Raw genomic sequence first — 23,317 nt, 5'->3', positions numbered from 1 at the left:
CGTCGAAAGCATGCCGCAGGACTTGTCATTCTACTACGCCGCCGTGCCCGCGGTTCTGCTTGTTGGTCTCGCAAAAGGCGGCATGGGCGACGCTTTGTCGCTGATCGGCCTGCCCTTTCTCGCCCTGGTCGTCTCGCCGCTCGAGGCGGCGGCAATCCTGCTGCCGATCCTGGTCTTCATGGACATGATCTCGCTTGTCATCTGGCGCAGGCATGGCGATTGGGCGACGCTGAAGATCATGCTGCCGGGCGCAATTCTCGGCATTGCCCTCGGCTGGGCGACCTCGGCGCTTGTTCCCGGCAATGTCCTGCGCGTCGTCATCGGCGCGGTGACGATCCTCTTCTGCCTGCGCTATTTCTGGAACAATTTCGGCCCCGGCGCCAGCAAGACGATCCCGCCGCACGGACAGCGGCCGGTCGCTGCCGCCCTCTGGGGAACGTTTTCCGGATATGGCAGCTTCGTCGCCCATGCCGGCGGCGCGCCGTTTCAGATCTATGCCCTGCCGCTCAAACTGGAGCCGCGCGAATATACCGGCACCAGCGTGCGCTTCTTCGCAATCCTCAACGCCATCAAGCTCATTCCCTACTTTGCCCTCGGCCAGCTCGACACGCAGAACCTTGCGACCTCCGCCACGCTCTTGCCTTTCGCGCCGCTCGCCACCCTTGCCGGGGCCTGGTGCGTGCGCCGCATGAAGCCGCAGATCTTTTATCCTTTCATGTATGCGATGGCGCTGATCGCGGCCTTTCTGATCATACGCGAGGGCCTCGGCTGGTAAGGGCGGCAGTACGCTGCAATGCACAATTTCCTTGCTGCAACGGCCGGTTTGACGTAGCGTTTCTGCCATGTCGAACACGGACCCCTTCTCTGCGATTGCCGACCCGAACCGGCGCTTTCTGCTGGAGGAATTGCGGCGCGCGCCGCGCACGGTCAACGAGCTTGCCGAGGGCCTGCCGATCAGTCGGCCCGCTGTCTCGCAGCACCTGAAGGCACTGCTCGACAGCAATCTTGTCTCCGTGACCTCGGAAGGTACGAAACGCATCTACGCGGTCAACAACCGCGGCTTTGACAAGCTCAATCTGTGGCTGGATCAGTTCTGGGCCTGACCGCGCCTCCGATCACACCCCTGACGCATCATGAAAACGCCCTTTTGCTGCAAGCAGACGCAAACGCGCCAGCCGCGACGTCACAAGCATCGGGCTGGCGCAATTCTGGTGTGATCACCGGTTCTTGCAAATTTTAGGCGGAATGGATGGATTTACCTCTTGCGCAAGATGATCGCCCGGCGACCCTTGGGAAGATTAATGGACGGATGACTTGAGACGCTGAATCTCGTCCTTGATGCGCAGCTTGCGGCGCTTGCATTCGGCAATTTCTGTATCGGAGATAGAAGGAGCTGTTCTGAGTGCATGCAACTCCTCCTCGAGAGCAACATGCTTTTTCTGGAGTGATTCAAGATGAGCTTCAACTGTCATTTGACCCTTCCTTCCTCTTACCCTCCCCGACCATCGTCGTCGGGGATCAAGGTGTCAACGGGCGGACTGTGACATATTTTTGAAGGCTTGTCGAAGGCCAAAAGATGAAGATGCGATGGCAAATTCATGATCACGACTAACTAGCCGTTACCCGTATTTGGTGATAGGAGCTTGCGGAAATCATCGGCAGATCGGACAAGGTCCGAGGACGATAACGGGGAATGCATATGGCCGATCAGGAACAGGCGGAAATCAGGCTCATGGTGGCGCGTCTGCGCCAGGAGCACGAGGATTTCGACGCTGCGATCAACGCCATGATCGAGACCGGATGCGACGCTCTGCGAATCCAGCGCATGAAGAAGAAAAAGCTCGTCATCAAGGACAAGCTCTCCAAGCTGGAAGACCAGATCGTTCCCGACATCATTGCCTGAAAGGAACCGCCGCAGGATGACAGATAGACCACTCGTCGCCATCATCATGGGCAGCCAATCCGATTGGGAGACCATGAAGAACGCGGCCGACACGCTGGAAGCGCTGGAAATCGCTTATGATGCGCGCATCATCTCAGCGCATCGTACGCCCGAGCGCATGATGAATTTCGCCAAGGGCGCCCGTGCGGAAGGCTTCAAGGTCATCATCGCCGGTGCTGGCGGTGCGGCGCATCTGCCGGGCATGACCGCATCGATGACGCCGTTGCCGGTCTTCGGCGTGCCGGTCCAGTCGAAGACCATGTCCGGCCAGGACAGCCTTCTTTCCATCGTGCAGATGCCGGCCGGCATTCCGGTTGGGACCCTCGCCATAGGCAAGGCGGGTGCGGTCAACGCCGCTCTTCTCGCCGCCGCCGTGCTGGCCCTTTCCGACGAAGAGATTGCCGACAGGCTCGACGAATGGCGCGAGCGCCAGAGTGCTGCCGTCGCCGAATATCCAATGGACAACCAATGACCATAGGAACAATCGGCATAGTCGGCGGCGGCCAGCTCGGCCGCATGCTGGCCATCGCCGCCGCCAGATTGAATTTCCGCACTGTCATCCTCGAGCCGCAGCTCGACTGCCCCGCCGCCCAACTGGCGAACCGGCAGATCGTTGCCGCCTATGACGATCCGGCGGCACTGGCCGAACTGGCAGACGCCTGCGACGTCGTCACCTACGAATTCGAAAACGTGCCCGTCGCAGCCGCCGAAGCGCTCTCGGCAAGCATCGCCGTCTATCCGCCTGCCAAGGCGCTTGAGGCCGCCCAGGATCGGCTCGTCGAAAAACGCTTCCTCAACGGCTGCGGCATCTCAACCGCTCGCTTTCATGCGGTCGACAGCCAGGCAGATCTCGAAACCGCGCTGAAAGATTTCGACGGCCAGGGCGTGCTGAAGACCCGCCGCCTCGGTTATGACGGCAAGGGGCAGAAGGTTTTCCGCTCGCCCGCCGACAATCCTGACGGTGCCTATGCCGCGCTCGGGGCCGTGCCGCTCATCCTCGAAAGCTTCGTCGCCTTCGAGCGCGAGGTCTCGATCATCGCCGCGCGTGCCGCGGATGGGACGGTCGTCTGCTTCGATCCCGCCGAGAATGTCCACCGCAACGGCATCCTCCATACCTCGACCGTTCCGGCCGCAATCTCGGCGACGACAGCGGAGGCCGCTCGTCGATCGGCCGAAAAGATTCTCGCCGCGTTGAACTATGTCGGCGTGATCGGCATCGAATTCTTCGTGCTTGCCGATGGCGGCCTGATCGCCAACGAGATGGCGCCGCGCGTCCACAATTCCGGTCATTGGACGGAAGCCGCCTGCGTCGTCAGCCAGTTCGAGCAACATATCCGCGCTGTCGCCGGCCTGCCGCTCGGCAATGGCGAGCGCCACTCCGACTGCGTCATGCAGAATTTGGTCGGTGACGATATCCTTGCCGTCCGCGACTGGCTGCAACGTCCCGACACGCTGGTTCACCTCTATGGCAAGAGCGAGTGGCGCCCCGGCCGCAAGATGGGTCATGTCACGACATTGGCGCCGAAATTGCCGGTTTCGCGGTGAGAAACGGTCCTGCGGCTTGGGAAAAACACCGTCACGTGGTTGACACGCTGGAGGTGACGAGGTATCTGCACCCCCACCTAAAGAGCGCGCCCCGACGGCGCGCTTTTGATTGTTAAAGTTACGGGCGAATGTGAATTCCCCCATAGAGATCGCGGATCAGAAAAATGAAGATCAAGAATTCGCTCAAGTCGCTCAAGGCTCGTCACCGTGACAACCGTCTGGTTCGTCGCAAGGGCCGCATCTACATCATCAACAAGCTGAACCCGCGCTACAAGGCTCGTCAGGGCTGATTGCGCGAATCCGGATTGTGCGCCGCGCAGATTGCGCCGACGGACATCCGGTGGGTCGCTGCGGTGATCACGTCTAATTTGTTTGATCTTCGGCGCTGGCGGGCTAATATGTCCGCCATGCGCTTTTTTGCTTTGACGTCAGCGGTGCTGCCGCTCGCCTTCATCCTCTCCACCTCCCCGTTCCCGGCCACCGCGGCGGAAAACAACTTCATTGTCGAGCGGAGGGATGCCAATAGTTCGCCGAAGCAGCGTCTCGACCAGCTCTTCAGCCAGCTGAAGCGCGAGCGTGATCCTGACAAGGCCAGCAGCATTGCCAACGAAATTCGTCTGGAATGGAATGATTCCGGCAGCGCGACCGTGAACCTACTGATGCAATGGGCCGACAAGGCGATTGAGGAAAAGCGCAATCCCGCCGCTCTCGATTTCCTCGACGAGGCGATTGCCCTCAAGCCCGATTATGCCGAGAGCTGGAATCGCCGCGCCACGCTGAATTTCGTCATGGGCAATTACCGCAAGTCGATGTCCGACATCGAGCATGTGCTGGATATCGAGCCGCGCCATTTCGGCGCGCTCTCCGGCATGGCCGCGATCCTCAGCAATTCCGGCAACGATCAATTGACCCTGAAGGCCTGGGAACGGTTCCTCGATATCTATCCCGCCGATCGCACTGCGCAGGAGCAGGTCAACATGCTTGCGGAAAAACTCGCCGGCAATCGCACCTGAAGCCGGCCGATCAAGCTTGACCTTCGGCCGGAGCGCGCAATTTTAGAACCTGTCGAGGGCAATTTGACGCGACCGCCGCCCCTCGCAAAATCCATCGACTGTCGCCGTTAAGATCATGCTTGCCGAAGTTTCCGCCCTTCTTGCCCCGCTCGCCGCCGCCATCGGTTACTCTTCTTATAAGGCGCGGCAATTCGAACGGACCTATCCGAATATCGGTGAATTGACGGATGTCGGCGGCTACCGCATGAACGCCGTCCATGTCGAGCGTCCCCAAAATGCGGACCTGCCGGCGCTCGTCTTCATTCACGGCGCCAGCGGCAATCTGCTCGATCAGTTCGTCGCCTTTCGCGCCCCGCTCGAAGGCCGGGCGGAAATGCTGTTCGTCGATCGTCCCGGTCACGGCTATTCCGAGCGCGGCGGCCCTGAGAACGCCGTACCCTCGGGCCAGGCCGATGCAATCGCTCGACTGATGGAAAAGCGCGGCATCGAGAAGGCGATCATTGTTGGCCATTCCTTCGGAGGCGCGATCACCGCCGCCTTCGGACTGCGCCATCCGGATAAGACCGCTGGTCTGCTCTTCCTCGCACCCGCCACCCATCCGTGGCCCGGCGGCATCGACTGGTATTACCACGTGGCGACCGTGCCGGTCATCGGTTGGCTCTTCAACCACGCCATCGTCGTTCCGCTTGGACTGAGCCGGCTGGAGCGCGGCACATTGAACGTTTTCCGTCCCAATCCACGGCCTGCCGACTACATCGAAAAAACCGGCCCGTCGCTGGTGCTGCGCCCGCGCACCTTCCACAACAATGCCGCCGATTTCAAAAGACTGCTCGCCTATGTGAAGGAGCAGTCGCCGCTCTACTCGCAGATCACCGCGCCGACCGTTATCATCACGGGCGACCGCGACAAGATCGTCTGGGAACACCTGCATTCGCGCGGCCTCGCCCGCGATATACCAGGTTCCGAACTCGTTACGGTCGGCGGCGTCGGCCATAAGCCGGATTATCTGGCCACCGACGTCGCTATCGCCGCCATGGAAAAGATCGCCGGCGAGCCCCGCGACCTCCAGGCGGCCGCCCGCCGTGCCGAAGAGCGGCTCGCCGCCTCTCACCGCGATCAAGCGATCCAAATCCAGCCGTCGCGGATGCCGGGCGCTCTCCACGGCGTTTGATCTCTCCGGCGGTGTCCCTGTCGGACATTCGGCCGGCTTCCTCGCACAAAGCCTGCTCCTCGCATTGCCGCGGACCGCAGCAGCCCCATATGTCTTTCCGTTGTTGTCCATAGGAGGGGAAATCATGGGCCGCCTGCATATCGGGACGATCTCCGTCATATCGGCCTTGTCGCTAACTCTGACGACGGCTTTCGCGGCGTCGCCCGCACCGGTTGAAGCCGAACACGGGATGGTCGTCACCGCCCAGCATCTGGCGACCGATGTCGGCGTCGAGGTGCTGAAGAGCGGCGGCAACGCCGTCGATGCGGCGGTCGCCGTCGGTTATGCACTGGCGGTCGTCTATCCCTCGGCCGGCAATCTCGGCGGCGGCGGCTTCATGACCATTCGCCTGAAAGACGGCAGCAAGACCTTCCTCGATTTCCGCGAGCGCGCGCCGCTCGCCGCGACAAAGACCATGTATCTCGATAGCAAGGGCGATATCGTGCCGCGCGCCAGCCTTGACGGCTACCTCGCCGTCGGCGTTCCCGGTTCGGTCAAGGGCTTCGAGACGGCGCGGGAGAAATACGGCACCCGCTCACGCCAGGATCTGATCGCACCGGCGCTCCGCTTCGCCAAGGAAGGCTACACGCTGGAACAGGGCGATGCCGCGATTCTCGCCGGCGGCGCCAAGCGCCTTGCCAAGGACGAGACGGCGGCGAAGATTTTCCTGAAACAGGACGGCAAGCCCTATGCGTCCGGCGAAAAGCTTGCGCAGCCCGACCTCGCCGCGGTTCTGGCAGCCATCTCGGAAAAAGGACCCGACGCCTTCTACAAGGCCGCCCCCGCCGAGGCGATCGTCAAAGCGAGCCAGGCCAAGGGCGGTATCCTTGCCAAGGAGGATTTCGAGCAATACACCGTGCGCGAACTGAAGCCAATCGAGTGCAATTACCGCGGATACGACATCATCTCCTCACCGCCACCTTCCTCCGGCGGCGTCATCATCTGCGAGATCCTCAACGTCCTCGAAGGTTATCCGCTCTCCTATCTCGGCTACGCCTCGGCTGAAACCGTGCACGTGATGGTCGAGGCGATGCGCTACGCCTATGTCGACCGCAACGCGGCGCTCGGCGATCCCGATTTCGTCGAGAACCCGGTCGAGAAAATGCTCGACAAGAGCTACGCCAAGGAGATCGCAGCAAAGATCGATTCCTACAGGGCCGGGAATTCGGCCAACCTGAAACCGCTCGGCGGCAAGGAAAGCAACGAGACGACCCATTATTCGATCATTGACGACGAGGGCAATGCGGTTGCCGTCACCTATACGCTGAACGGCTCCTTCGGCGCGGCCGTCGTCGCGCCCGGAACCGGCGTTCTGCTCAACAACGAGATGGACGATTTTACCTCAAAGCCGGGTGTGCCGAACCTTTATGGTCTCGTTCAGGGCGAAGCCAATGCCATCGCCCCGAAGAAGACGCCGCTCTCCTCGATGAGCCCGACGATCGTCACCCGTGACGGCAAGCCCTTCATGGTGATCGGCAGCCCCGGCGGCTCGCGCATCATCACCATCACGTTGGAGGCGATTTTGAATGTCGTCGATTTCGGCATGGATATCAGCCAGGCTGTCAACGCGCCACGTTTCCATCACCAATGGCAGCCCGACAAGGTCTATCTCGAGCCCTATGCGCTTTCACCGGATACGGAAAAGACGCTTGCCGCAATGGGCTATAGCTTCGACGGCGGCAACGACGCCCCGCTCTGGGGCCAGGCCGCTGGTATCCTCGTCGGCGGCAAAAGCCTTGCCGCCATCGAAAAAGGCAGCGGCGCTCGTTACAACGGCGCCATGGACGCCCGCGCGACGGAAGGCTCAGCAGGCGGCTATTGACGGTCGGCGAGCCGCCGGGCATAGGCGCAATGGTCATTCATGTCACGGTGACAAAGTCACCGTTCACAAACCGTTTGCCCCGTCTTATGCATGAGCGACTCCCGCAAGCAGGACGATTCCCGAATGGTCAGCATTGAAATGATTGTTGCCGCCCGCGCTCGACTGCGCGGTCGCGCGCGCCGCACGCCGCTTCTCTCCTCCCCCTTCCTGAACGAGATCGCCGGCCGGCGGCTGTTCGTGAAGGCGGAATGCCTGCAGCATTCGGGTTCCTTCAAGTTTCGCGGCGGCTGGTCTGCGGTTTCCGGCCTTGACCCGGCCGTACGCACGCGCGGCGTCATCGCCTTCTCCTCGGGCAACCATGCGCAGGGCGTCGCCCTTGCCGCCAAGCTGCACGGCGTGCCCGCCGTCATCATCATGCCGAGCGATGCGCCGAAGCTGAAGATCGCCAACACCCGCGCCTTCGGTGCCGAAGTCGTGCTCTACGACCGCGCCAACGAGGATCGCGATGAAATCGGCGCGCGGCTCTCCGCCGATCGCGGCCTGACGCTGATCAAGCCTTTCGACGAACCGCTTGTCATCGCCGGCCAGGGCACGACTGGCCTCGAAATCTCCGAACAGGCGGAAGAAGAAGGTGTGACGGAAGCCGAGGTGCTCGTTCCCTGCGGCGGCGGCGGACTGACGTCAGGCATCGCGCTCGCCCTCGAGGCCAGCGCCCCCGGCTTTCGCGTCCGTCCCTGCGAGCCGGAGAATTTCGACGACACCACCCGATCGCTCGCCTCCGGCAGGATCGAACGCAATGCCGCGATGTCGGGTTCGATCTGCGATGCGATCGTCACACCGGAGCCGGGCAAGATCACCTTCCCGATCTTGAAGCGCCTCGCCGGCGCCGGCATCGTCGTCACCGACGAGGAGGCGCTCCGCGCCATGGCGCTCGCCTTCGTCAGATTGAAGATCGTCGTTGAGCCGGGCGGCGCCGTGGCGCTGGCTGCCGCTCTTTTCCATGGTGAGGCGCTGGAAAGCGATACAGTCGTCGCCGTCACCTCCGGCGGCAATGTCGATGCCGACATCTTCGCCATGGCGTTGGAACGCTTCGGCTGAGCTATCGGCCGGCTTCGTGATCGGCCAAAACCCTGCGATCAAGGGGTTAATCCGAGATCTCAGCCTGCCCTCCCGTGCAGCATGCCATGCACGGACTGTAGAACGAGCTCGCCAAGCCGCGCCGCAGCCGGTTGCAGCTCGGCTTCCGCTCGATGCAGTACCAGACCGAGCTTCGGCAGCTCAGGCAGGCCGATTGCCTCTGGCGCGAGCGCCCGGACCTTCACCGGCAGGCCGATCGGCGTGCGGATGGACAAACCGAGGCCGGCCGCCGTCGCTGCCCAGAGGCCGCCTAGACTGGGACTGACGAATGCGAGCCGCCAGGAGATTCCCGCCGCATCGAGCGCCCTGGTCGCCGCACTGCGCAACAGGCACGGCGCCTCCAGCGACGCAAGCGGCATCGGCTCGCCGCTTGCCACATGCCAGCCGGGCTGTCCCTCGGCAGGGCCGATCCAGCACATCGGCACTTCGCCGATGCGCTCGCAATACGCCGACAGCGTCCCGTCGCTCCAGGCAAGCGCCAGATCGAGCTTGCCTGAGGTGACCCGCTCGAGAAGTTCGGCATTGCGCACCACCCGCGCCTCGATGCGGACTTTCGGGTGGGCGCGCGCGAAACGGCCGAGCACCTCAGGCAACAAGGTCTCGCCGAAATCCTCCTGCAGACCGAGCCGCACCCACCCTTCCAGCTCAACGCTGTGTACGGCCGCCGCCGCCTCATCGTTGAGCTCCAGCAGCCGTCTGGCGTAACCGAGCATCGTTTCGCCGGCATCGGTCAGCGCCAGTCCGCGGCCCGCCTTGCGGAAGATCGGCGTGCCCGCCTGTTCCTCCAGCTTCTTCAACTGCGCACTGATCGCTGACGTCGAACGCCCGAGCTTTTCTGCCGCTTTGGCGAAATTGCCGAGCTCCATGCCGGTCGAAAAGGTCCGAAGCACATCGAGATCAAAGATCGTCCGTCGCATCATATAGTCCTGGTTTTTGGGATCATTAATCCATAAAATTCTGATTTTCAGCATCATCGTGCTGTGAGATGGTTTCATTGTCAAGGCCGGGGAACCGGCCAGAACCATGGAGAACCCCAATGCCCTTCGTTCGAATTTCCCTTCGCAAAGGCAAGTCGCCAGACTATCTCGCGGCGCTCGCGGACAATATTCAGCGCGCGCTAGTCGAGACTTTCGACGTGCCCGAAAACGACCGCTTCCAGGCCATCCACCAGCATGACGAGAACGAGCTGATCTTCGATCGCAGCTATCTCGCAGGTCCGCGCTCCGGCGATTTCGTCTACATCTCGATCACCATCGGCAGACCCCGCACGGCCGAGATGAAGGCCGCACTCTACCGGCGGCTCGCGGATCTCCTGGCAGTGTCGCCCGGCCTTCGGCCCGAGGACATCATGATCGTCATCAGCACCAGCGCGCCTGATGACTGGTCCTTCGGCAACGGCATCGCCCAGATGACCGATCCGGACTGGCGACTGCGGGTAGCAGGAGGCCGGCAATGAGCGCTTCGAACCCGAAAACGATGACCGTCAGCCGTCCCGGCAAGGTGGTCCGCTCGCCCGAAGGCGTGGCAACCGCGCCCTTCTGGGTCGAGATGCTGCTCGAAGGCGCCGACGGTGAAAACACTGCGATGCGCGCAACCCTCGATCCCGGCACTATCACCCGCTGGCACACCCATCCCAGGGGGCAGTTGCTCTATGTCCTTTCGGGACAAGGCCTGGCTCAGAACGAGGGCGGCCCGGTCGAAGAATTGCGTGCCGGGGATGCGGTCTGGTTTGCGCCCGGCGAACGCCACTGGCATGGCGCTGCCGATGACAGCCCGTTCAGCTATATCAGCATCCAGCCGGCGGACAATGGCAGCTTCGTCGAATGGCTGGATCCGGTGGACGCACGGCCATGATCGGCATGCAATACAGCTTCACCCTGCCGGCCGACTACGACATGTCGATCATCGACCGCCGCATCCGCGAAAAGGGACCATTACTCGACGGCTTCCCCAATCTCGGCTTCAAGGCCTATCTCAGCGCACGCAGGAACGAATTCGGCGGCCGCGACAACCTCTACGCACCCTTCTATCTCTGGCAGAAGCCCGAAGGAGCAAACGAGTTCCTCTGCGGGCCGGGCTTCGAAGCGCTCACCGGCGCCTTCGGCTGGCCTCAGGTGAGGACATGGATTGTCTGGCAGGCGGCCGTCTCTCCCGATATCGCAGCAGCGGCCTTTGCCACCCGCGATATCATGCAGACGGAACCCTACTCGCCGCTCGCCGATACCCGCCGGGCCGAAAGCGCAGAAGCCGTAGCCGATCTGGAAGCAGGCGCGCTCGCCTCCGTCTCCGGCTTCGAACCGACGACCTGGACGCGCGTGCGCTTCAGGCTATGGAAAGAGATGCCCGAGATCGGTGGGCACACGCAAGCCTTTCGTGTTGGCCACCTGTCCCTGCCTCGCTGAGATCAAGTTGTTGCCCGGCGATAGAAGGCAAGCGACCCGGCAAGGGCGAGCAGCGCTCCGCCGCATGCCCGCTCCAGCCATAAGGCGCCAGAGGTCTTCAGAAAGCGTACCGCCTGCGAGCCGAAGAAGGCGTAGCCGAACATAATAATAAAATCGATCGCGGCAAAAATGAGCGCCAGAAGCGCATACTGCCCCGGCTGTGGCTGGGTGGGATCGATGAACTGCGGCAGGAAGGCCGAGAAGAACAGGTAGCCTTTCGGATTGGTCGCCGCGACCATGAAGCTCTTCAGGCCGATCGAAAAGGCCGATCGCCCGCCTGGCGCCTCGCCAGATTTCAACGCCGCATCGATGGTGCCTTTCGAGCGCAGCAGCATGATGCCGAGAAAGGCGAGATAGGCCGCACCCGCCCATTTCAGCATCGAGAACCAGAATTCCGATGCCGCAAGCAGCGCCCCGAGCCCGACCGCCACGGCGCCGATCAGCACGAAATCGGAAAGCACCGCGCCGATCATGCCGGCGACCGCGCGGCGCAGGCCATGCCTTGAACCGTTGGTCAGCGCCAGCAGCACCGTTGGCCCCGGTGTCGCGATGCCGACGAAGGAAACGGCTGCAAAAGCGATAAGCGTGACGACATCCATTGTGATCCCTCCAAACCTGGACCGAGACTTGCACGCGCCGCAACCCTTGGCAATGCCGGACCCAGCAACAAAAAAGCCCGCCGCCTCGTCAGGCAGCGGGCTTCATCAGGGGTGCGATCGGATCAGATGCCGCTTTGGCCGTCCGATCCGATATAGGCAATGCGCAGCATGTTGGTGGCGCCGGGCGTGCCGAGCGGCACGCCGGCCGAGATGATGATGCGATCGCCTGGCTTGCCGAACCCTTCGTCGGCGACGATGCGGCAGGCGCGGTTGACCATGTCGTCGAGATCGGTCGCATCATGGGTGACGACGCAATGCAGGCCCCAGACGACGGCAAGCCGGCGCGCCGTCTTGATGATCGGCGACAATGCCAGGATCGGCACCTGCGGGCGCTCGCGCGAGGCGCGCAGGCCCGTCGTGCCGGAGGAGGTGTAGCAGACGATCGCCGACAGCTTCAGCGTCTCGGCGATCTGGCGGGCGGCAAGCGAGATCGCATCGGCGCCGGTCGCTTCCGGCTGGGCGCGCTGGGCATAGATGATGCCGGGATAATGCGGCTCGCGCTCGATGGCGCCGGCAATTGACGCCATGGTCGAGACGGCCTCGACGGGATAGTCGCCCGAGGCCGATTCGGCCGAGAGCATGACGGCATCGGCGCCTTCGAAGACGGCGGTCGCGACGTCGGAAACTTCGGCGCGCGTCGGAACCGGCGCCGAGATCATCGATTCCAGCATCTGCGTGGCGACGACCACCGGCTTGCCCGACCGGCGGCAGGCGCGGATCAGCTGCTTCTGAATGCCGGGAACCGATTCGAGCGGCATTTCGACGCCGAGATCGCCGCGGGCGACCATCAAGGCATCGGAAAGCTCGATGATCTCTTCGATCCGCTCGAGAGCCTGCGGTTTTTCGATCTTCGACATCAGACCAACGCGGCCGCGGGCGATCTTGCGCACCTCGGCAAGATCGTCCGGGCGCTGGACGAAGGAAAGCGCCACCCAGTCGACATCGTCGGTGGCGAGCACGGCATCGAGATCGGAACGGTCCTTGTCGGTCAGCGCACCGACGCCAAGCAGCGTGTCGGGAAGGCTGACTCCCTTGCGGTCGGAAATGCGCGTGCCGGAGATCACCGTCGTGACGATGCTCTTGCCGTCGCATTTTTCTGCGCGCAGGGCGAGCTTGCCGTCGTCTATCAGCAGACGGTGGCCAGGCTGCACCGATTCCAGGATCTCGGGATGCGGCAGGTAGACGCGCGTGGCGTCGCCAAGCGCTTCATTGTTGTCGAGCGTGAAGGTCTGGCCGGGTTTCAGGTCGACCTTGCTGTCGGTAAACTTGCCGACGCGCAGCTTCGGTCCCTGCAGATCGGCGAGAATGCCGATCGGCCGGCCAGAGCGCGCCTCGACCGAGCGGATGCGCTGGATGAGCGTTCGCATCAGGTCGTGGCTCGCATGGCTCATATTGATGCGGAAGACGTCGGCACCGGCCTGGTGCAGCTTCTCGATCATCGATTCCTCGGCGGAGGCGGGCCCGAGGGTGGCGAGGATTTTAACTTTGCGATTACGCTTCATCAATTCTGACTTTCTTGCGTCCCTGGGGTGTCGGAGAGTTGAACCATCCAGCTGCCCTGGCGGCCCGTGTCATATTCCTTGAATCCCATCTTCTGGTAACCCCGGGCATAACAATCTTGCACGCCCGAAATCTTGAATTCGTTTTCCGCCACGCACATCTGCACGTCCCCCGTCCACCGTCCTCCCCGGGCGGCGTCCTCTGCGTAGAGGTAATAATAGCGCGACTGCAATTCTCCCTCGATCAGCGTGGCGCAAGTCGTTGCCGGCACCTGCCACCAACCCTCCGTGATCCAGCCGTCCTTGGCCCTGTATCCGATTGCCACCCCGACCAGATTTTGCGTTCCGTTGCAGACGCGAAAATCGGCGCGTGCGGCATCTGCGATGAAGAACGGCATGGCGGCTGCAAGAGCAAACAGGGCGAGTCGGACCAACGGTCCGGACCGCGTGAGGAAACTTGGCGCGGCTTGAATCAACACGGCTCCCAAATAGCTCCACGGTTATTCGTATCCGTGTCTTCTTGCGCCGCCCTCATCCGAAAGTCAACGCAATGCTAATCGATTATATTCCCTTTCATAGCTGGCTGCGGAGGTTCATATCCGCTCTCGCCGCCTGTCACGCTTGAACCGGTCGCGGGCGCATGCAATCACTGGGCACGACTGCGCAATGATCAACGGCAATTCCTTCATGGACGACTTTCAATCCTTCGAAATTCTACCCGGAAAACATGATAAAGGCATGGTGATCATCGCCGATCACGCGATGAACCGTCTTCCCGCCCGGTATGAGAGGCTCGGCCTGCCTGGGTCGGCCTTTGCCCGCCACATTGCCTACGACATCGGCATCGAGGGCCTGACGCGACAGCTTTCAGCGAAGCTCGGCGTACCGGCAGTGCTCGGCGGTTTCTCGCGCCTGCTGATCGACCCGAACCGCGGGGAGGACGACCCGACGCTGATCATGAAGATCTCGGACGGCGCCGTGATATCAGGCAATCACCCAATCACGCCGCAGGAATGGAATTACCGGATCGAAGCCTTTCATCGGCCCTACCACGATGCCGTGGCAGGCACGATCGACACCGTGGCGAATAGCACCGGCAAGGCACCGCTGGTACTGTCGCTGCACTCTTTCACGCCAGCGTGGAAGAGCATTCCCCGACCCTGGCACGCCGCCGTTCTCTGGGACAGTGACCGGCGCGCCGTCGGCCCGCTGCTCGATATGCTTCGCGCCGATCCCGATCTCGTCGTCGGCGACAACGAACCCTATGACGGCGCTTTGAAGGGCGATACCATGTACCGCCATTGCATGGTGACAGGCATTCCGCATGCCCTGCTCGAAGTGCGTCAGGATTTGATCGCTGATGAAGCCGGCATATCGGCATGGGCCGAGCGCCTGGCGCCGATTTTTGCGGCGATGAATGCCGATCCGGCCCTGCACGAATACGACGTCCACCAGTCGCGCACCGGCCCCTATTGAGGGCCCATGGAATGAAAGGAGAGCGAGATGACCGCGCTCAGCAAGGAACAACAGACCGAATTCGAAGCCGCCGCCTTCCGCCGTCTGATCGCACATCTTCGTGACCGCAGCGACGTCCAGAACATCGATCTGATGAACCTGGCCGGCTTCTGCCGCAACTGCCTGTCGAACTGGTATCGCGAGGCCGCCGGGGCCCAAGGTGTTCCGATCAGCCGGGACGAATCGCGCGAGATGATCTACGGCATGCCCTATGAGGACTGGAAGAACCTCCACCAGAAGGAGGCCTCACCTGTGCAAAAGGCGGCATTTGAGCTGAACAAGCCACACAAATAGTCCGCTTGGCCTTTAACGGGCTTGACCGTGACGCCGCTTCGCGGCAGTCACGTGCATCCAAAATTGATCACCGAAAAATCAGGAGAACACGATGTCTGATGCTCATGGCGTCGCCCGCGATCAGCTTCGCGCTTTCATCGAGCGCATTGAACGGCTGGAAGAAGAAAAGAAGACCATCGCCGACGACATCAAGGACGTCTATGGCGAGGCCAAGGGAATGGGCTTCGATACCAAGATTCTGAAGAAGGTCGTGGCGCTGCGCAAAAAGGACGAGCAGGAGCGCATGGAGGAGGAAGCAATCCTCGACACCTATCTGCATGCGCTCGGCATGATCGAAGCGCCGCCGGAAGGCTGATTTCGCCGACATCGCTGCTATCGAAAGCCGCCGCCTCCGGCGGCTTTTCTTTTGCGCCGGATCCTGCTGCCGACCAACTGTTCAAACGTTCGAACAGTCAGAAGAAAAACCGCCGGATCACTCTGCCGGTTTTTCGGTCTGACGAGATCGGCAGGCTCAGTTCGTGTTGAACTTGCGCACTTCCATGAAGTTGACGGCCGTGCCACTGAAACGGGCCGGATCGACCGAGGCGGTCTTGACGTTGAAGCCCTCGGCATAGACAGCGGTCGGCTGGGCGCGCATCGTCTGGCTGACGAAGCGCGGCGCCTTGACCTGCTTGGACGCCATTTCGAGACGGGCATTGGTCAGCGCCCACTGCGAGATCATCTTCTGCGTCAGCTTCGGCTCGGTACGCACCGTCGCGCGGCTGGCATCGGCTGCGGCGGCTTCTTTCTGCGTCGGACGGCCGCCTTTGACCGGGAGGGGCTGCGGCGCGGGGCTCTCGGCAGCCGGCGCGTCGAAAGCATCACCGAAGCTTGCCGATTTGGTCGCCGGCGCCAAGGCAGCGAGCTGCAATGACGGCTTTTCGGCGGGCGCCTTTTGCGGCATCGCGGCGGCGATTGCCTGCTCCACGCTCATGCCGGGCTCATGCGAGGCGACTTGGCTTTCCGTATCCTTGTTCTGCTGCTCGAGCGCGTCGGCGATGGCAGGAGACAGGCCGCCATCCTGATCGGCTTCGTCTGCCTCCGCTTCCGGATCAGCATCCGCCGCAGCAAGCAGATTTTCGGCAACGGCAGGGCGCTCGACAGGAGTGGGAACCGGCAGTCCGCTCTGCATGTTCGGATCGACCGACGCGACCTCGGCGTCACCAGGCGCGCGGCGCTGACCGAGAAGCGAGGGAACGGGAATGCTGTAGGCGCTGAGATCGGCGAATTGCTGCGGCTGGGCCTGATCGGCAGGAAGCGCCGCGGCAAGGGCCTGCTGCGCGGCGTTACCCGAAGACGGCGCCACCAGCGCGCTGGCCATTTCGCTGCCGGCCGGCTGGTTGCTGAAGGCCGGGCGAACCTGCGGCACCGGCGCGTTCAGGGCTGCGACCTCTGTCTGCTGCGGCTCGGCAGGAGCAGGCTCGACCTTCGGCGGCGTCGCCTTGGCGACAGCAACGGGAGCCGAATCGTCTGTGTCATCTTCCTGTTCATCCGCCCCGCCGCCAAACAGCGCTGCAAACAGCGTCTTGTGTTTCGGCGCCGATTCGGACGCACTGGCGATCTCGATCTGGGTGCCGTTGACGCGGCGCTTGTAATCGGCCATCGCCTGCTGATAGCCGGGCAGCGGCTTGCCGTCGGCCGGAATGTGAATGGTGTTGCCGTTCGGGAAAAGCCGGACAAGCTCGTCGCGGCTCATGCGCGGCCAGGCGCGAACCCCGCCGACATCCATATGCACGAAGGGTGAACCGGATTTCGGATAGAAGCCGACGCCGCCGATCTGCATCTTCATGCCGATGGCCCGCAGCGCCGCAAGCTTGACGTCGGGAATGAAGAAGTCCATCGCCTTGCCGAGCATGTGCTGGCTCTTTTCGGCGACGCCGGAATTGCGCGAGCGACCGCGCAGCATCTCGTTGGTCGCCGGCGAACGGAAACCGCAGACGACGTTGATGTAGTCCCGCGAACCGCTCTGGCGGTAGACTTCCCAGATCAGGTCGAACAGGCGCGGATCCATCTTCGTCGGCTGGTTCTTGCGCCAGTCGCGCAGGAAGCGGTTCAGCTGCTCCAGACCCTTCGGGTCGAACTTGCCGTTACGCTTGTAGGTGATGACGGCTTTTTCGCCGGTATGGATGAAATAGAGCTTGAGGCTGCGGGTTTCGCCCGCTGCCTGAGAAGGTGTACTGACGAATACCGGTGAGGAAACCGCAAGCGCAAGAAGGGCGGCCGCCGCCGTCCTCACTGCCTTTCCGCAGATGTCGGCGCACAAAGAACGCCAGCTCAAGCGCGAAGGCTTGGAATTCCCATTCAGATTCGGCAACTCGATCCCCGTCAGACAGACAATGTCCCGTACTGTCTCAGATGACTGTCAAATGCGGTCACACGATGGCAAAAATGCCACACATGATCAACCTTTTCTTTACATAGTGAACGAGCCACTAACAAGTGGTTTATGATCAGTAACAAATCGTGGTTGCCCGAGTCTTAATAAATGGGGCTTAAGCCGCATCTTTCTGGGGATTATCGGGATCTATGCCGTAATCTTTGAGCTTGCGATAAAGTGTGGACCGGCCGATGCCAAGTTTGCGCGCTACTTGACTCATCTGCCCACGATAGAATTTGAGTGCGAATCGGATGAGTTCCTCCTCGACGTCGGCGAGTTTGCGCACGTCTCCGGAGGGATTGACGCTGGCAATGGCGTTTTCGGAAGTCTCCGGCAGGCGGTGGTGCACCTCACCCGGTATCGGCGCCCGGTATTCCTCGCCGTAGGCTTCATCCGGGTCGAGGCCGGTATTGTCGGCAACGAGCGCCAGGTGGTCCACCACTTCATATTCCGGAAGCTGGGCGGCGATCTGCGGGAAATCCGCCTCCGTCAGCTCCGGCCCTTCGGCGAGAACGACCGCACGGAAGATCGCATTTTCGAGCTGGCGAATATTGCCTGGCCAATCATAGGCGGTCAGCAGTGCCAGCGCGCCTGAATTGACAGTCATGCGGCGGCCGTTCTTCTGCTCGCTGGAGAAGCGGTCGGTAAAGACGCGCACCAGGTGCGGGATGTCTTCCTTGCGCTTGCGTAGCGCCGGAATGGTGATCGGGAAGACGTTGAGGCGATAATAGAGGTCCTCGCGGAAATGGCCGTTCTTGACCTCTTCGATCAAATCCTTGTTGGTCGCCGAGATCAGCCGGACATTGACCTTGTGCGCGGTGCGCGCGCCGACCGTCTCGATTTCGCCCTGCTGCACGGCGCGCAGGAGTTTCACCTGCACCTCGAGCGGCAAGTCGCCGATCTCGTCGAGGAAGATGGTGCCGCCATCGGCTTCCATGAATTTGCCGATGTGACGTTCGGTCGCGCCGGTAAACGCGCCCTTCTCGTGACCGAAGAGAATGCTCTCGACAAGATTATGCGGGATCGCCCCGCAATTGACGGTGACGAACGGCTTGTTCGAGCGGTCGCCGCCGGACTGGATAGCGCGCGCCACCAGCTCCTTGCCGACGCCGGATTCGCCTTCGAGCACGACGGGAATGTTGGACTGAGCCGCCCGCTGGGCGAGATCGATGACGCGGATCATCGCCGGGCTGGCCGAAACGATATCGTCGAAGCCGACCGAGCCCGAGCGCGACCGGCGTCCCGCCCGCGCCTTCACCTCGCGCTGGTCCAGCTTCATCGCATTCGCGATCGAGGTGGCGATCCGTTCGGGTGAGACCGGCTTGACGACGAAATCGAAGGCGCCGGCGCGCATCGCCTGCACCACGGTCTCGATACCGCCCTGGCCCGTCTGCACGATAACCGGGATCTGCGTGCCGAATTCGTGAAGCGCGTCGAGAAATTCGAGGCCGGTCATCTCGGGCATCATCAGGTCGAGCACGATGACATTGAAAAGGCCGCTGTCGCGTTTGACCATTTCCAGGCCGATGCGGCCGTTTTCTGCCTGGTGCACGACATGGCCGTGACGCTCGATTGCGTTCTTGAGCAGACGGCGCTGCACCGGGTCGTCCTCGACCACGAGGATTTGCCCTGCTCCCTTGAGCTCATTGTAACCGGTCATTGTCGCTCCACTTCATGCGAAACCATGAAGCGCACTCTGGCAGAAAGGCTTGAACATCCAGTTTTGAGAAATAATTGCATTTTAACGATTGCGAAGACCCGATTTCGTGCCGAAGCGAGGCCTTTTATGCGCCGAAAGGCCCTTGATGCGGTGCCTTCTCGCGCTTATTCAAACAGACCTGTTATAAAGTGGAGAGGAATTGCGCCCATGAAAATCGAGCCCCTGCACGCCGGCTTTTTTTTCTCGCCAGCAACGCCAGCCGGGGCGGCGGCCGATCCGGCGCTCGGCGACCTGCCGGTCTGGAAACTGCAGGATCTTTATCCCTCCGCCACGTCCACCGCCTTCGTCGCCGACATGGAAAAGGCCGGCAAGGCCGCGATCGCTTTCGAAGAAAAGTGGAAGGGCAAACTCGCCGAAGCAGCAGTGAAGACCGGCACCGAAGGCATCGGCGCGGCGCTGAAGGAATATGAGGCGCTTGACGATATCATGGGCCGCCTCGGCTCCTTTGCCGGCCTCACCTATTTCTCCGACACCACCAATCCGGCCAACGGCAAGCTCTACGGCGACGTCCAGGCCAAGGTCACCGAATTCTCCGGCCATCTCCTGTTCTTCGCGCTCGAGCTGAACCGGATCGACGACGCCGTCATCGACGCTTGCATGGCGAAGGACCCCGATGCCGGCCATTATCGCCCCTGGCTGATCGACCTGCGTAAAGATAAGCCCTATCAGCTCGACGACAGGCTGGAGCAGCTCTTCCTTGAGAAGTCGATGACATCGGCCTCCGCCTTCAATCGCCTCTTCGACGAAACCATGGCGGAACTTCGTTATGAGATCGATGGCGAGAAAGTGCCGCTCGAGGTGGCGCTGAACATGCTGCAGGAGAAGGATCCGGAAGTGCGCCGCAAGGCGGCCATGGCTCTCGCCGAAACCTTCAAGGCGAATATCCGCATCTTCACGCTGATCACGAATACGCTTGCTAAGGACAAGGATATCTCCGACCGCTGGCGCGGCTTCGAGGATATCGCCGACTCCAGACATCTGGCAAACCGCGTCGAGCGCGAGGTTGTCGACGCCTTGGCCGCAGCCGTCCGGGAAGCCTATCCCCGCCTTTCGCACCGCTATTATAAGATGAAGGCGAAATGGCTCGGCATGGAGCAGATGAATTTCTGGGACCGCAACGCGCCCCTTCCGGAAACGTCGAGCGCCGTGATCTCCTGGGCGGACGCGAAGGACACGGTGCTCTCGGCTTACGGCAATTTCGCCCCCGAGATGGCCGATATCGCCAGACGCTTCTTCGACGAGCAATGGATCGATGCCCCGGTTCGCCCAGGCAAGGCGCCCGGCGCCTTCGCTCATCCGACGGTTCCCTCGGCTCACCCCTACGTGCTCGTCAATTATATGGGCAAGCCGCGCGACGTTATGACGCTTGCCCACGAACTCGGCCACGGCGTCCATCAGGTTCTTGCCGGCGCGCAGGGCGCGCTGATGTGCCAGACGCCGCTGACACTGGCCGAGACCGCATCCGTCTTCGGCGAGATGCTGACCTTCCGCGCGCTCCTCGAAAAGACCACCGACAAGCGCGAGCGCAAGGCGATGCTTGCCCAAAAGGTCGAGGACATGATTAACACGGTCGTGCGCCAGATCGCCTTCTACGAATTCGAGCGCAAGCTGCACACCGCCCGCAAGGCAGGCGAACTCACCGCCGACGACATCGGCGAGCTCTGGCTCTCCGTCCAGTCGGAAAGCCTCGGGCCGGCGATCAATATTTCAGAGGGCTACGAGACCTATTGGGCCTATATCCCCCACTTCGTCCATTCGCCCTTCTATGTCTACGCCTATGCCTTCGGCGACTGCCTGGTCAATTCGCTTTATGCCGTCTACCGGAAGGCCGAGAAGGGCTTCCAGGAGAAGTATTTCGAACTCTTGAAGGCCGGCGGCACCAAGCATCATTCCGAGCTCTTGAAGCCTTTCGGCCTCGACGCAACCGATCCGTCGTTCTGGAGCCAGGGCCTGTCGATGATCGAAGGGCTGATTGACGAGCTGGAAGCGCTAGATAGGGCGTAAGTCTCGGCTAAGGCCAGAAAGAGCGAACCTCATGGCGGGCTGTTGATCAGCCAGCCGCATTCTGCAACGTCCACGAGGAACCATGACGGCACCCCCCCCTCCCTCATTCCTGTGCTCGTCACAGGAATCCAGCGCGCCCAAGTCCTTGGACGCGGGAGACTCTTCAGGTGCCGGAATTGTGTCATTCGCGGCGCAGACGCGCCGTGGCTGGATTCCTGTGACGAGCACAGGAATGAGGGTGGATGTAGCCGCGGTCCCGGCCTACCGCAGCAAGACCATCGCCAGCGTCGGGTGACCAAGCAAGATGCGGCGCAACCATGCCTGATCGCTATATTCTCTTCCGCGACGACACTTCAGGCCAAGTGATGCTTTTCGCCGAGCCCGCCGAGATCATCCTTGCCAGGACGCGCGCCGAATTCTTCGCAGGTCTCGCCCGCATGGAAGAGGCCAAGGCCGAGGGCAAATGGCTTGCGGGCTACATGGCATACGAGGCCGGATATCTCTTCGAAGAAAAACTCGCTTCCTTTGCCGGAGAAGGTCGCGAAACGCCGCTCCTCTATTTCGGCGTCTTCGACGCACCGCAGCCGGACACGCATCCACTTGCCCAGCCGAAACAGCGTCTCGAAAACGAGGAATTCCTCACCGCCCCGAAGGCCGCCTGGGATTTCCCTATATATAAAGAGCGTTTCGACCGTCTTCACCAGCACCTGCGGCTCGGCGACGCCTATCAGGCGAACCTCACCATGCCGGTTGAAGCTCGCTGGAGCGGCGATCCCCGTGCCGCCTTCTGGTCGCTGATCGAACGCCAGCCGGTGAAATACGGCGCACTGGTCGATCTCGGCGGTCCGCTCATCCTGTCGCGTTCACCCGAACTCTTCTTCCGCACGGATGAGCAAGGCTGGATCGAAACCCACCCGATGAAGGGCACGGCAAAACGCGGCACGACTGCCGCCGAGGATGCCGAAATCATCGCGGCCATGCGGGCAGATATCAAGACCCAGGCCGAAAACCGCATGATCGTCGACCTCCTGCGCAACGACATCTCCCGCATCACCGAGGTCGGCACGCTCAATGTCCCGAAGCTCTTCGACGTCGAGACCTATCCGACCGTCCACCAGATGGTCAGCCATGTGCAGGCCAGACTTCGACCCGGACTATCGATCCGCGACATCTTTGCCGCCCTCTTCCCCTGTGGGTCGATCACCGGCGCACCGAAGATCCGGGCGATGGAGATTCTCCACGTGCTCGAAGATACCCCGCGTGACGCCTATTGCGGCGCAATCGGCATGATCTCGCCGACCGGCGCCATGCGTTTTTCCGTCGCCATCCGCACCGTCACGCTTTTCGACGGCGGCAAAGCTATCTTCAATGTCGGCGGCGGCATCGTCTTCGATTCCACCGCCGAGGCCGAATATGAGGAATGCCTGCTCAAGGCCCGCTTCGCGGTCGGCGACCAGTGGATCGCGCGATGACCGATTTTTCGCTGATCGAGACGTTGCGCTGGCAGCCCGGCGAAGGCTTCATCCGTCAGCGCCTGCATCTGGCCCGGCTTTCCCGCTCCGCCCGTCGCCTCGGTTTTCCGCCGCCGACCGATGTGCAAACAAAGCTCGAAGCAGCCGTTGCCGGCGCTGGCGGCCCGCTGCGCGTCCGGCTGACCTTCGACCCGCAAGGCGAGATCGAGGTGACGAGCGCGCCCTTCATCCCGCTGGCGCCACAGTCCGTTTGGAGTGTCCGTATCGCCAAGACCCGCCTCCACTCCGCCGACAGCCTGCTGCGCGTCAAAACCACACGGCGCACCGTCTACGAGACCGCCCGCGCCGAATATGCTCAGGCGGAAGCCGACGAGGTCATCCTCTTGAACGAGCACGACGAAGTCTGCGAGGGCACCATCACCTCCATCTTTCTCGACGACGGAAGCGGCATTCTGCGCACCCCGCCGATCTCCTGCGGCCTGCTCGCCGGCGTGCTGCGCACCGAACTCATCTGCGGGCGCAAGGCCCGCGTCGGCCGTCTCACACTTGCCGATCTTGACGCCGGCACGCTGTATGTCGGCAACTCGCTGCGCGGACTGATCCGCGCAAACCTTCTCAGGAAATGATC

The 23,317-nt window shown here is 62.0% G+C and carries 26 protein-coding genes and 1 pseudogene; 19 read left to right on the top strand and 8 right to left on the bottom strand.

Translation table 11 applies throughout. The features are described from left to right. The first annotated feature begins 10 nt into the window (after nucleotides 1-10). Together J7U39_RS01110 and J7U39_RS01105 are read left to right on the top strand one after the other, a co-directional pair. Entirely contained in the window at nucleotides 11-775 is a 765-nt protein-coding gene (locus J7U39_RS01110; RefSeq protein ID WP_210629886.1) for a sulfite exporter TauE/SafE family protein, read from the top strand. A 67-nt stretch (nucleotides 776-842) separates the two neighbouring features. Further along, the gene (locus tag J7U39_RS01105) at nucleotides 843-1,103 is read left to right on the top strand and encodes a metalloregulator ArsR/SmtB family transcription factor (protein WP_003552646.1); all 261 of its coding nucleotides are present in this window, start codon (nucleotides 843-845) and stop codon (nucleotides 1,101-1,103) included. Between the two features lie 195 nt (nucleotides 1,104-1,298). Here J7U39_RS01105 and J7U39_RS01100 read toward each other — a convergent pair whose 3' ends face one another. Next, nucleotides 1,299-1,472: a DUF465 domain-containing protein gene (locus J7U39_RS01100; RefSeq protein ID WP_008533139.1), complete on the bottom strand. Its 174-nt coding sequence runs from the start codon at nucleotides 1,470-1,472 to the stop codon at nucleotides 1,299-1,301. Between the two features lie 227 nt (nucleotides 1,473-1,699). On the opposite strand from J7U39_RS01100, the gene J7U39_RS01095 reads away from it, so the two are divergent. The 8 genes from J7U39_RS01095 to J7U39_RS01060 all read left to right on the top strand — a co-directional run bounded on the left by J7U39_RS01095 (nucleotide 1,700) and on the right by J7U39_RS01060 (nucleotide 8,630). Then, nucleotides 1,700-1,903, top strand: a complete 204-nt coding sequence (locus tag J7U39_RS01095; protein ID WP_010028538.1) for a DUF465 domain-containing protein — start codon at nucleotides 1,700-1,702, stop codon at nucleotides 1,901-1,903. 16 nt (nucleotides 1,904-1,919) lie between these two features. Then, nucleotides 1,920-2,414, top strand: a complete 495-nt coding sequence (purE, locus tag J7U39_RS01090) for a 5-(carboxyamino)imidazole ribonucleotide mutase (protein WP_210629885.1) — start codon at nucleotides 1,920-1,922, stop codon at nucleotides 2,412-2,414. Continuing rightward, nucleotides 2,411-3,487 carry a 5-(carboxyamino)imidazole ribonucleotide synthase gene (locus tag J7U39_RS01085; protein WP_210629884.1) on the top strand — a complete coding sequence of 359 codons (1,077 nt, stop codon included), beginning with the start codon at nucleotides 2,411-2,413 and terminating at the stop codon, nucleotides 3,485-3,487. Before purE ends, J7U39_RS01085 begins: the two co-directional genes overlap by 4 nt. 164 nt (nucleotides 3,488-3,651) lie before the next feature. Continuing rightward, nucleotides 3,652-3,777 carry a type B 50S ribosomal protein L36 gene (gene ykgO / locus J7U39_RS01080; protein ID WP_003582204.1) on the top strand — a complete coding sequence of 42 codons (126 nt, stop codon included), beginning with the start codon at nucleotides 3,652-3,654 and terminating at the stop codon, nucleotides 3,775-3,777. 108 nt (nucleotides 3,778-3,885) lie between these two features. Then, a complete protein-coding gene (locus tag J7U39_RS01075; protein WP_210629883.1) occupies nucleotides 3,886-4,500 on the top strand; it encodes a hypothetical protein in 615 nt (204 codons plus the stop codon). Nucleotides 4,501-4,615: 115 nt separating this feature from the next. Continuing rightward, nucleotides 4,616-5,671: an alpha/beta hydrolase gene (locus J7U39_RS01070; RefSeq protein ID WP_210629882.1), complete on the top strand. Its 1,056-nt coding sequence runs from the start codon at nucleotides 4,616-4,618 to the stop codon at nucleotides 5,669-5,671. A 124-nt stretch (nucleotides 5,672-5,795) separates the two neighbouring features. Then, a complete protein-coding gene (gene ggt, locus J7U39_RS01065) occupies nucleotides 5,796-7,532 on the top strand; it encodes a gamma-glutamyltransferase (protein WP_210629881.1) in 1,737 nt (578 codons plus the stop codon). A gap of 123 nt (nucleotides 7,533-7,655) precedes the next feature. Beyond that, nucleotides 7,656-8,630 carry a threonine/serine dehydratase gene (locus tag J7U39_RS01060; RefSeq protein ID WP_210629880.1) on the top strand — a complete coding sequence of 325 codons (975 nt, stop codon included), beginning with the start codon at nucleotides 7,656-7,658 and terminating at the stop codon, nucleotides 8,628-8,630. Nucleotides 8,631-8,689: 59 nt separating this feature from the next. On the opposite strand, the gene J7U39_RS01055 is transcribed toward J7U39_RS01060, so the two are convergent. Beyond that, nucleotides 8,690-9,586: a LysR substrate-binding domain-containing protein gene (locus J7U39_RS01055; RefSeq protein WP_210629879.1), complete on the bottom strand. Its 897-nt coding sequence runs from the start codon at nucleotides 9,584-9,586 to the stop codon at nucleotides 8,690-8,692. A gap of 119 nt (nucleotides 9,587-9,705) precedes the next feature. Between J7U39_RS01055 and J7U39_RS01050 the strand changes: the two genes are divergently transcribed. The 3 genes from J7U39_RS01050 to J7U39_RS01040 are packed head-to-tail and all read left to right on the top strand — an operon-like array spanning nucleotide 9,706 to nucleotide 11,071. After that, nucleotides 9,706-10,125, top strand: coding sequence for a tautomerase family protein (locus J7U39_RS01050; RefSeq protein ID WP_207243467.1), 420 nt, complete (start codon nucleotides 9,706-9,708; stop codon nucleotides 10,123-10,125). Further along, complete coding sequence (locus J7U39_RS01045; protein WP_207243468.1) at nucleotides 10,122-10,523, top strand: cupin domain-containing protein; 402 nt, start codon at nucleotides 10,122-10,124, stop codon at nucleotides 10,521-10,523. The genes J7U39_RS01050 and J7U39_RS01045 overlap by 4 nt, the downstream gene beginning before the upstream one ends. After that, the gene (locus J7U39_RS01040) at nucleotides 10,520-11,071 is read left to right on the top strand and encodes a DUF4865 family protein (RefSeq protein WP_210629878.1); all 552 of its coding nucleotides are present in this window, start codon (nucleotides 10,520-10,522) and stop codon (nucleotides 11,069-11,071) included. Before J7U39_RS01045 ends, J7U39_RS01040 begins: the two co-directional genes overlap by 4 nt. Nucleotides 11,072-11,073: 2 nt before the next feature. Here the strand turns inward: J7U39_RS01040 and J7U39_RS01035 are convergent, their stop codons facing one another. The 3 genes from J7U39_RS01035 to J7U39_RS01025 form a co-directional block, all read right to left on the bottom strand. Beyond that, entirely contained in the window at nucleotides 11,074-11,709 is a 636-nt protein-coding gene (locus J7U39_RS01035) for a LysE family translocator (protein WP_210629877.1), read from the bottom strand. A gap of 122 nt (nucleotides 11,710-11,831) precedes the next feature. Then, the gene (gene pyk, locus J7U39_RS01030; RefSeq protein WP_210629876.1) at nucleotides 11,832-13,271 is read right to left on the bottom strand and encodes a pyruvate kinase; all 1,440 of its coding nucleotides are present in this window, start codon (nucleotides 13,269-13,271) and stop codon (nucleotides 11,832-11,834) included. Next, nucleotides 13,271-13,756, bottom strand: a complete 486-nt coding sequence (locus J7U39_RS01025) for a DUF1036 domain-containing protein (RefSeq protein ID WP_011426762.1) — start codon at nucleotides 13,754-13,756, stop codon at nucleotides 13,271-13,273. The genes pyk and J7U39_RS01025 overlap by 1 nt, the downstream gene beginning before the upstream one ends. 199 nt (nucleotides 13,757-13,955) lie before the next feature. On the opposite strand from J7U39_RS01025, the gene J7U39_RS01020 reads away from it, so the two are divergent. The 3 genes from J7U39_RS01020 (at nucleotide 13,956) to J7U39_RS01010 (ending at nucleotide 15,432) form a co-directional block, all read left to right on the top strand. After that, the gene (locus J7U39_RS01020; RefSeq protein WP_210631562.1) at nucleotides 13,956-14,744 is read left to right on the top strand and encodes an N-formylglutamate amidohydrolase; all 789 of its coding nucleotides are present in this window, start codon (nucleotides 13,956-13,958) and stop codon (nucleotides 14,742-14,744) included. Between the two features lie 27 nt (nucleotides 14,745-14,771). Next, complete coding sequence (locus J7U39_RS01015) at nucleotides 14,772-15,077, top strand: DUF1244 domain-containing protein (protein ID WP_210629875.1); 306 nt, start codon at nucleotides 14,772-14,774, stop codon at nucleotides 15,075-15,077. Between the two features lie 91 nt (nucleotides 15,078-15,168). After that, nucleotides 15,169-15,432 (top strand): DUF2312 domain-containing protein, encoded by a 264-nt coding sequence (locus tag J7U39_RS01010; RefSeq protein ID WP_008533181.1) that lies wholly within the window; start codon nucleotides 15,169-15,171, stop codon nucleotides 15,430-15,432. A 156-nt stretch (nucleotides 15,433-15,588) separates the two neighbouring features. Here the strand turns inward: J7U39_RS01010 and J7U39_RS01005 are convergent, their stop codons facing one another. Together J7U39_RS01005 and J7U39_RS01000 are read right to left on the bottom strand one after the other, a co-directional pair. Then, the gene (locus tag J7U39_RS01005; RefSeq protein WP_210629874.1) at nucleotides 15,589-17,430 is read right to left on the bottom strand and encodes a DUF882 domain-containing protein; all 1,842 of its coding nucleotides are present in this window, start codon (nucleotides 17,428-17,430) and stop codon (nucleotides 15,589-15,591) included. Between the two features lie 178 nt (nucleotides 17,431-17,608). Further along, entirely contained in the window at nucleotides 17,609-19,153 is a 1,545-nt protein-coding gene (locus tag J7U39_RS01000; RefSeq protein ID WP_210629873.1) for a sigma-54 dependent transcriptional regulator, read from the bottom strand. Nucleotides 19,154-19,360: 207 nt separating this feature from the next. On the opposite strand from J7U39_RS01000, the gene J7U39_RS00995 reads away from it, so the two are divergent. Continuing rightward, entirely contained in the window at nucleotides 19,361-21,217 is a 1,857-nt protein-coding gene (locus J7U39_RS00995) for a M3 family oligoendopeptidase (RefSeq protein WP_210629872.1), read from the top strand. Nucleotides 21,218-21,307: 90 nt separating this feature from the next. Here J7U39_RS00995 and J7U39_RS31640 read toward each other — a convergent pair. Continuing rightward, nucleotides 21,308-21,460: pseudogene (locus J7U39_RS31640) on the bottom strand (tRNA lysidine(34) synthetase TilS); the annotation flags it as partial. A 74-nt stretch (nucleotides 21,461-21,534) separates the two neighbouring features. On the opposite strand from J7U39_RS31640, the gene J7U39_RS00990 reads away from it, so the two are divergent. Both J7U39_RS00990 and J7U39_RS00985 read left to right on the top strand, forming a co-directional pair. Beyond that, nucleotides 21,535-22,689, top strand: a complete 1,155-nt coding sequence (locus J7U39_RS00990) for an aminodeoxychorismate synthase component I (RefSeq protein WP_210629871.1) — start codon at nucleotides 21,535-21,537, stop codon at nucleotides 22,687-22,689. Beyond that, nucleotides 22,686-23,315 carry an aminotransferase class IV family protein gene (locus J7U39_RS00985; RefSeq protein WP_210629870.1) on the top strand — a complete coding sequence of 210 codons (630 nt, stop codon included), beginning with the start codon at nucleotides 22,686-22,688 and terminating at the stop codon, nucleotides 23,313-23,315. Before J7U39_RS00990 ends, J7U39_RS00985 begins: the two co-directional genes overlap by 4 nt. The last annotated feature ends 2 nt before the right edge of the window (nucleotides 23,316-23,317 follow it).

It is taken from the genome of Rhizobium sp. NLR16a, from assembly GCF_017948245.1.
Taxonomy (GTDB): domain Bacteria; phylum Pseudomonadota; class Alphaproteobacteria; order Rhizobiales; family Rhizobiaceae; genus Rhizobium.
This window is presented reverse-complemented; position numbering and strand designations above follow the sequence as displayed.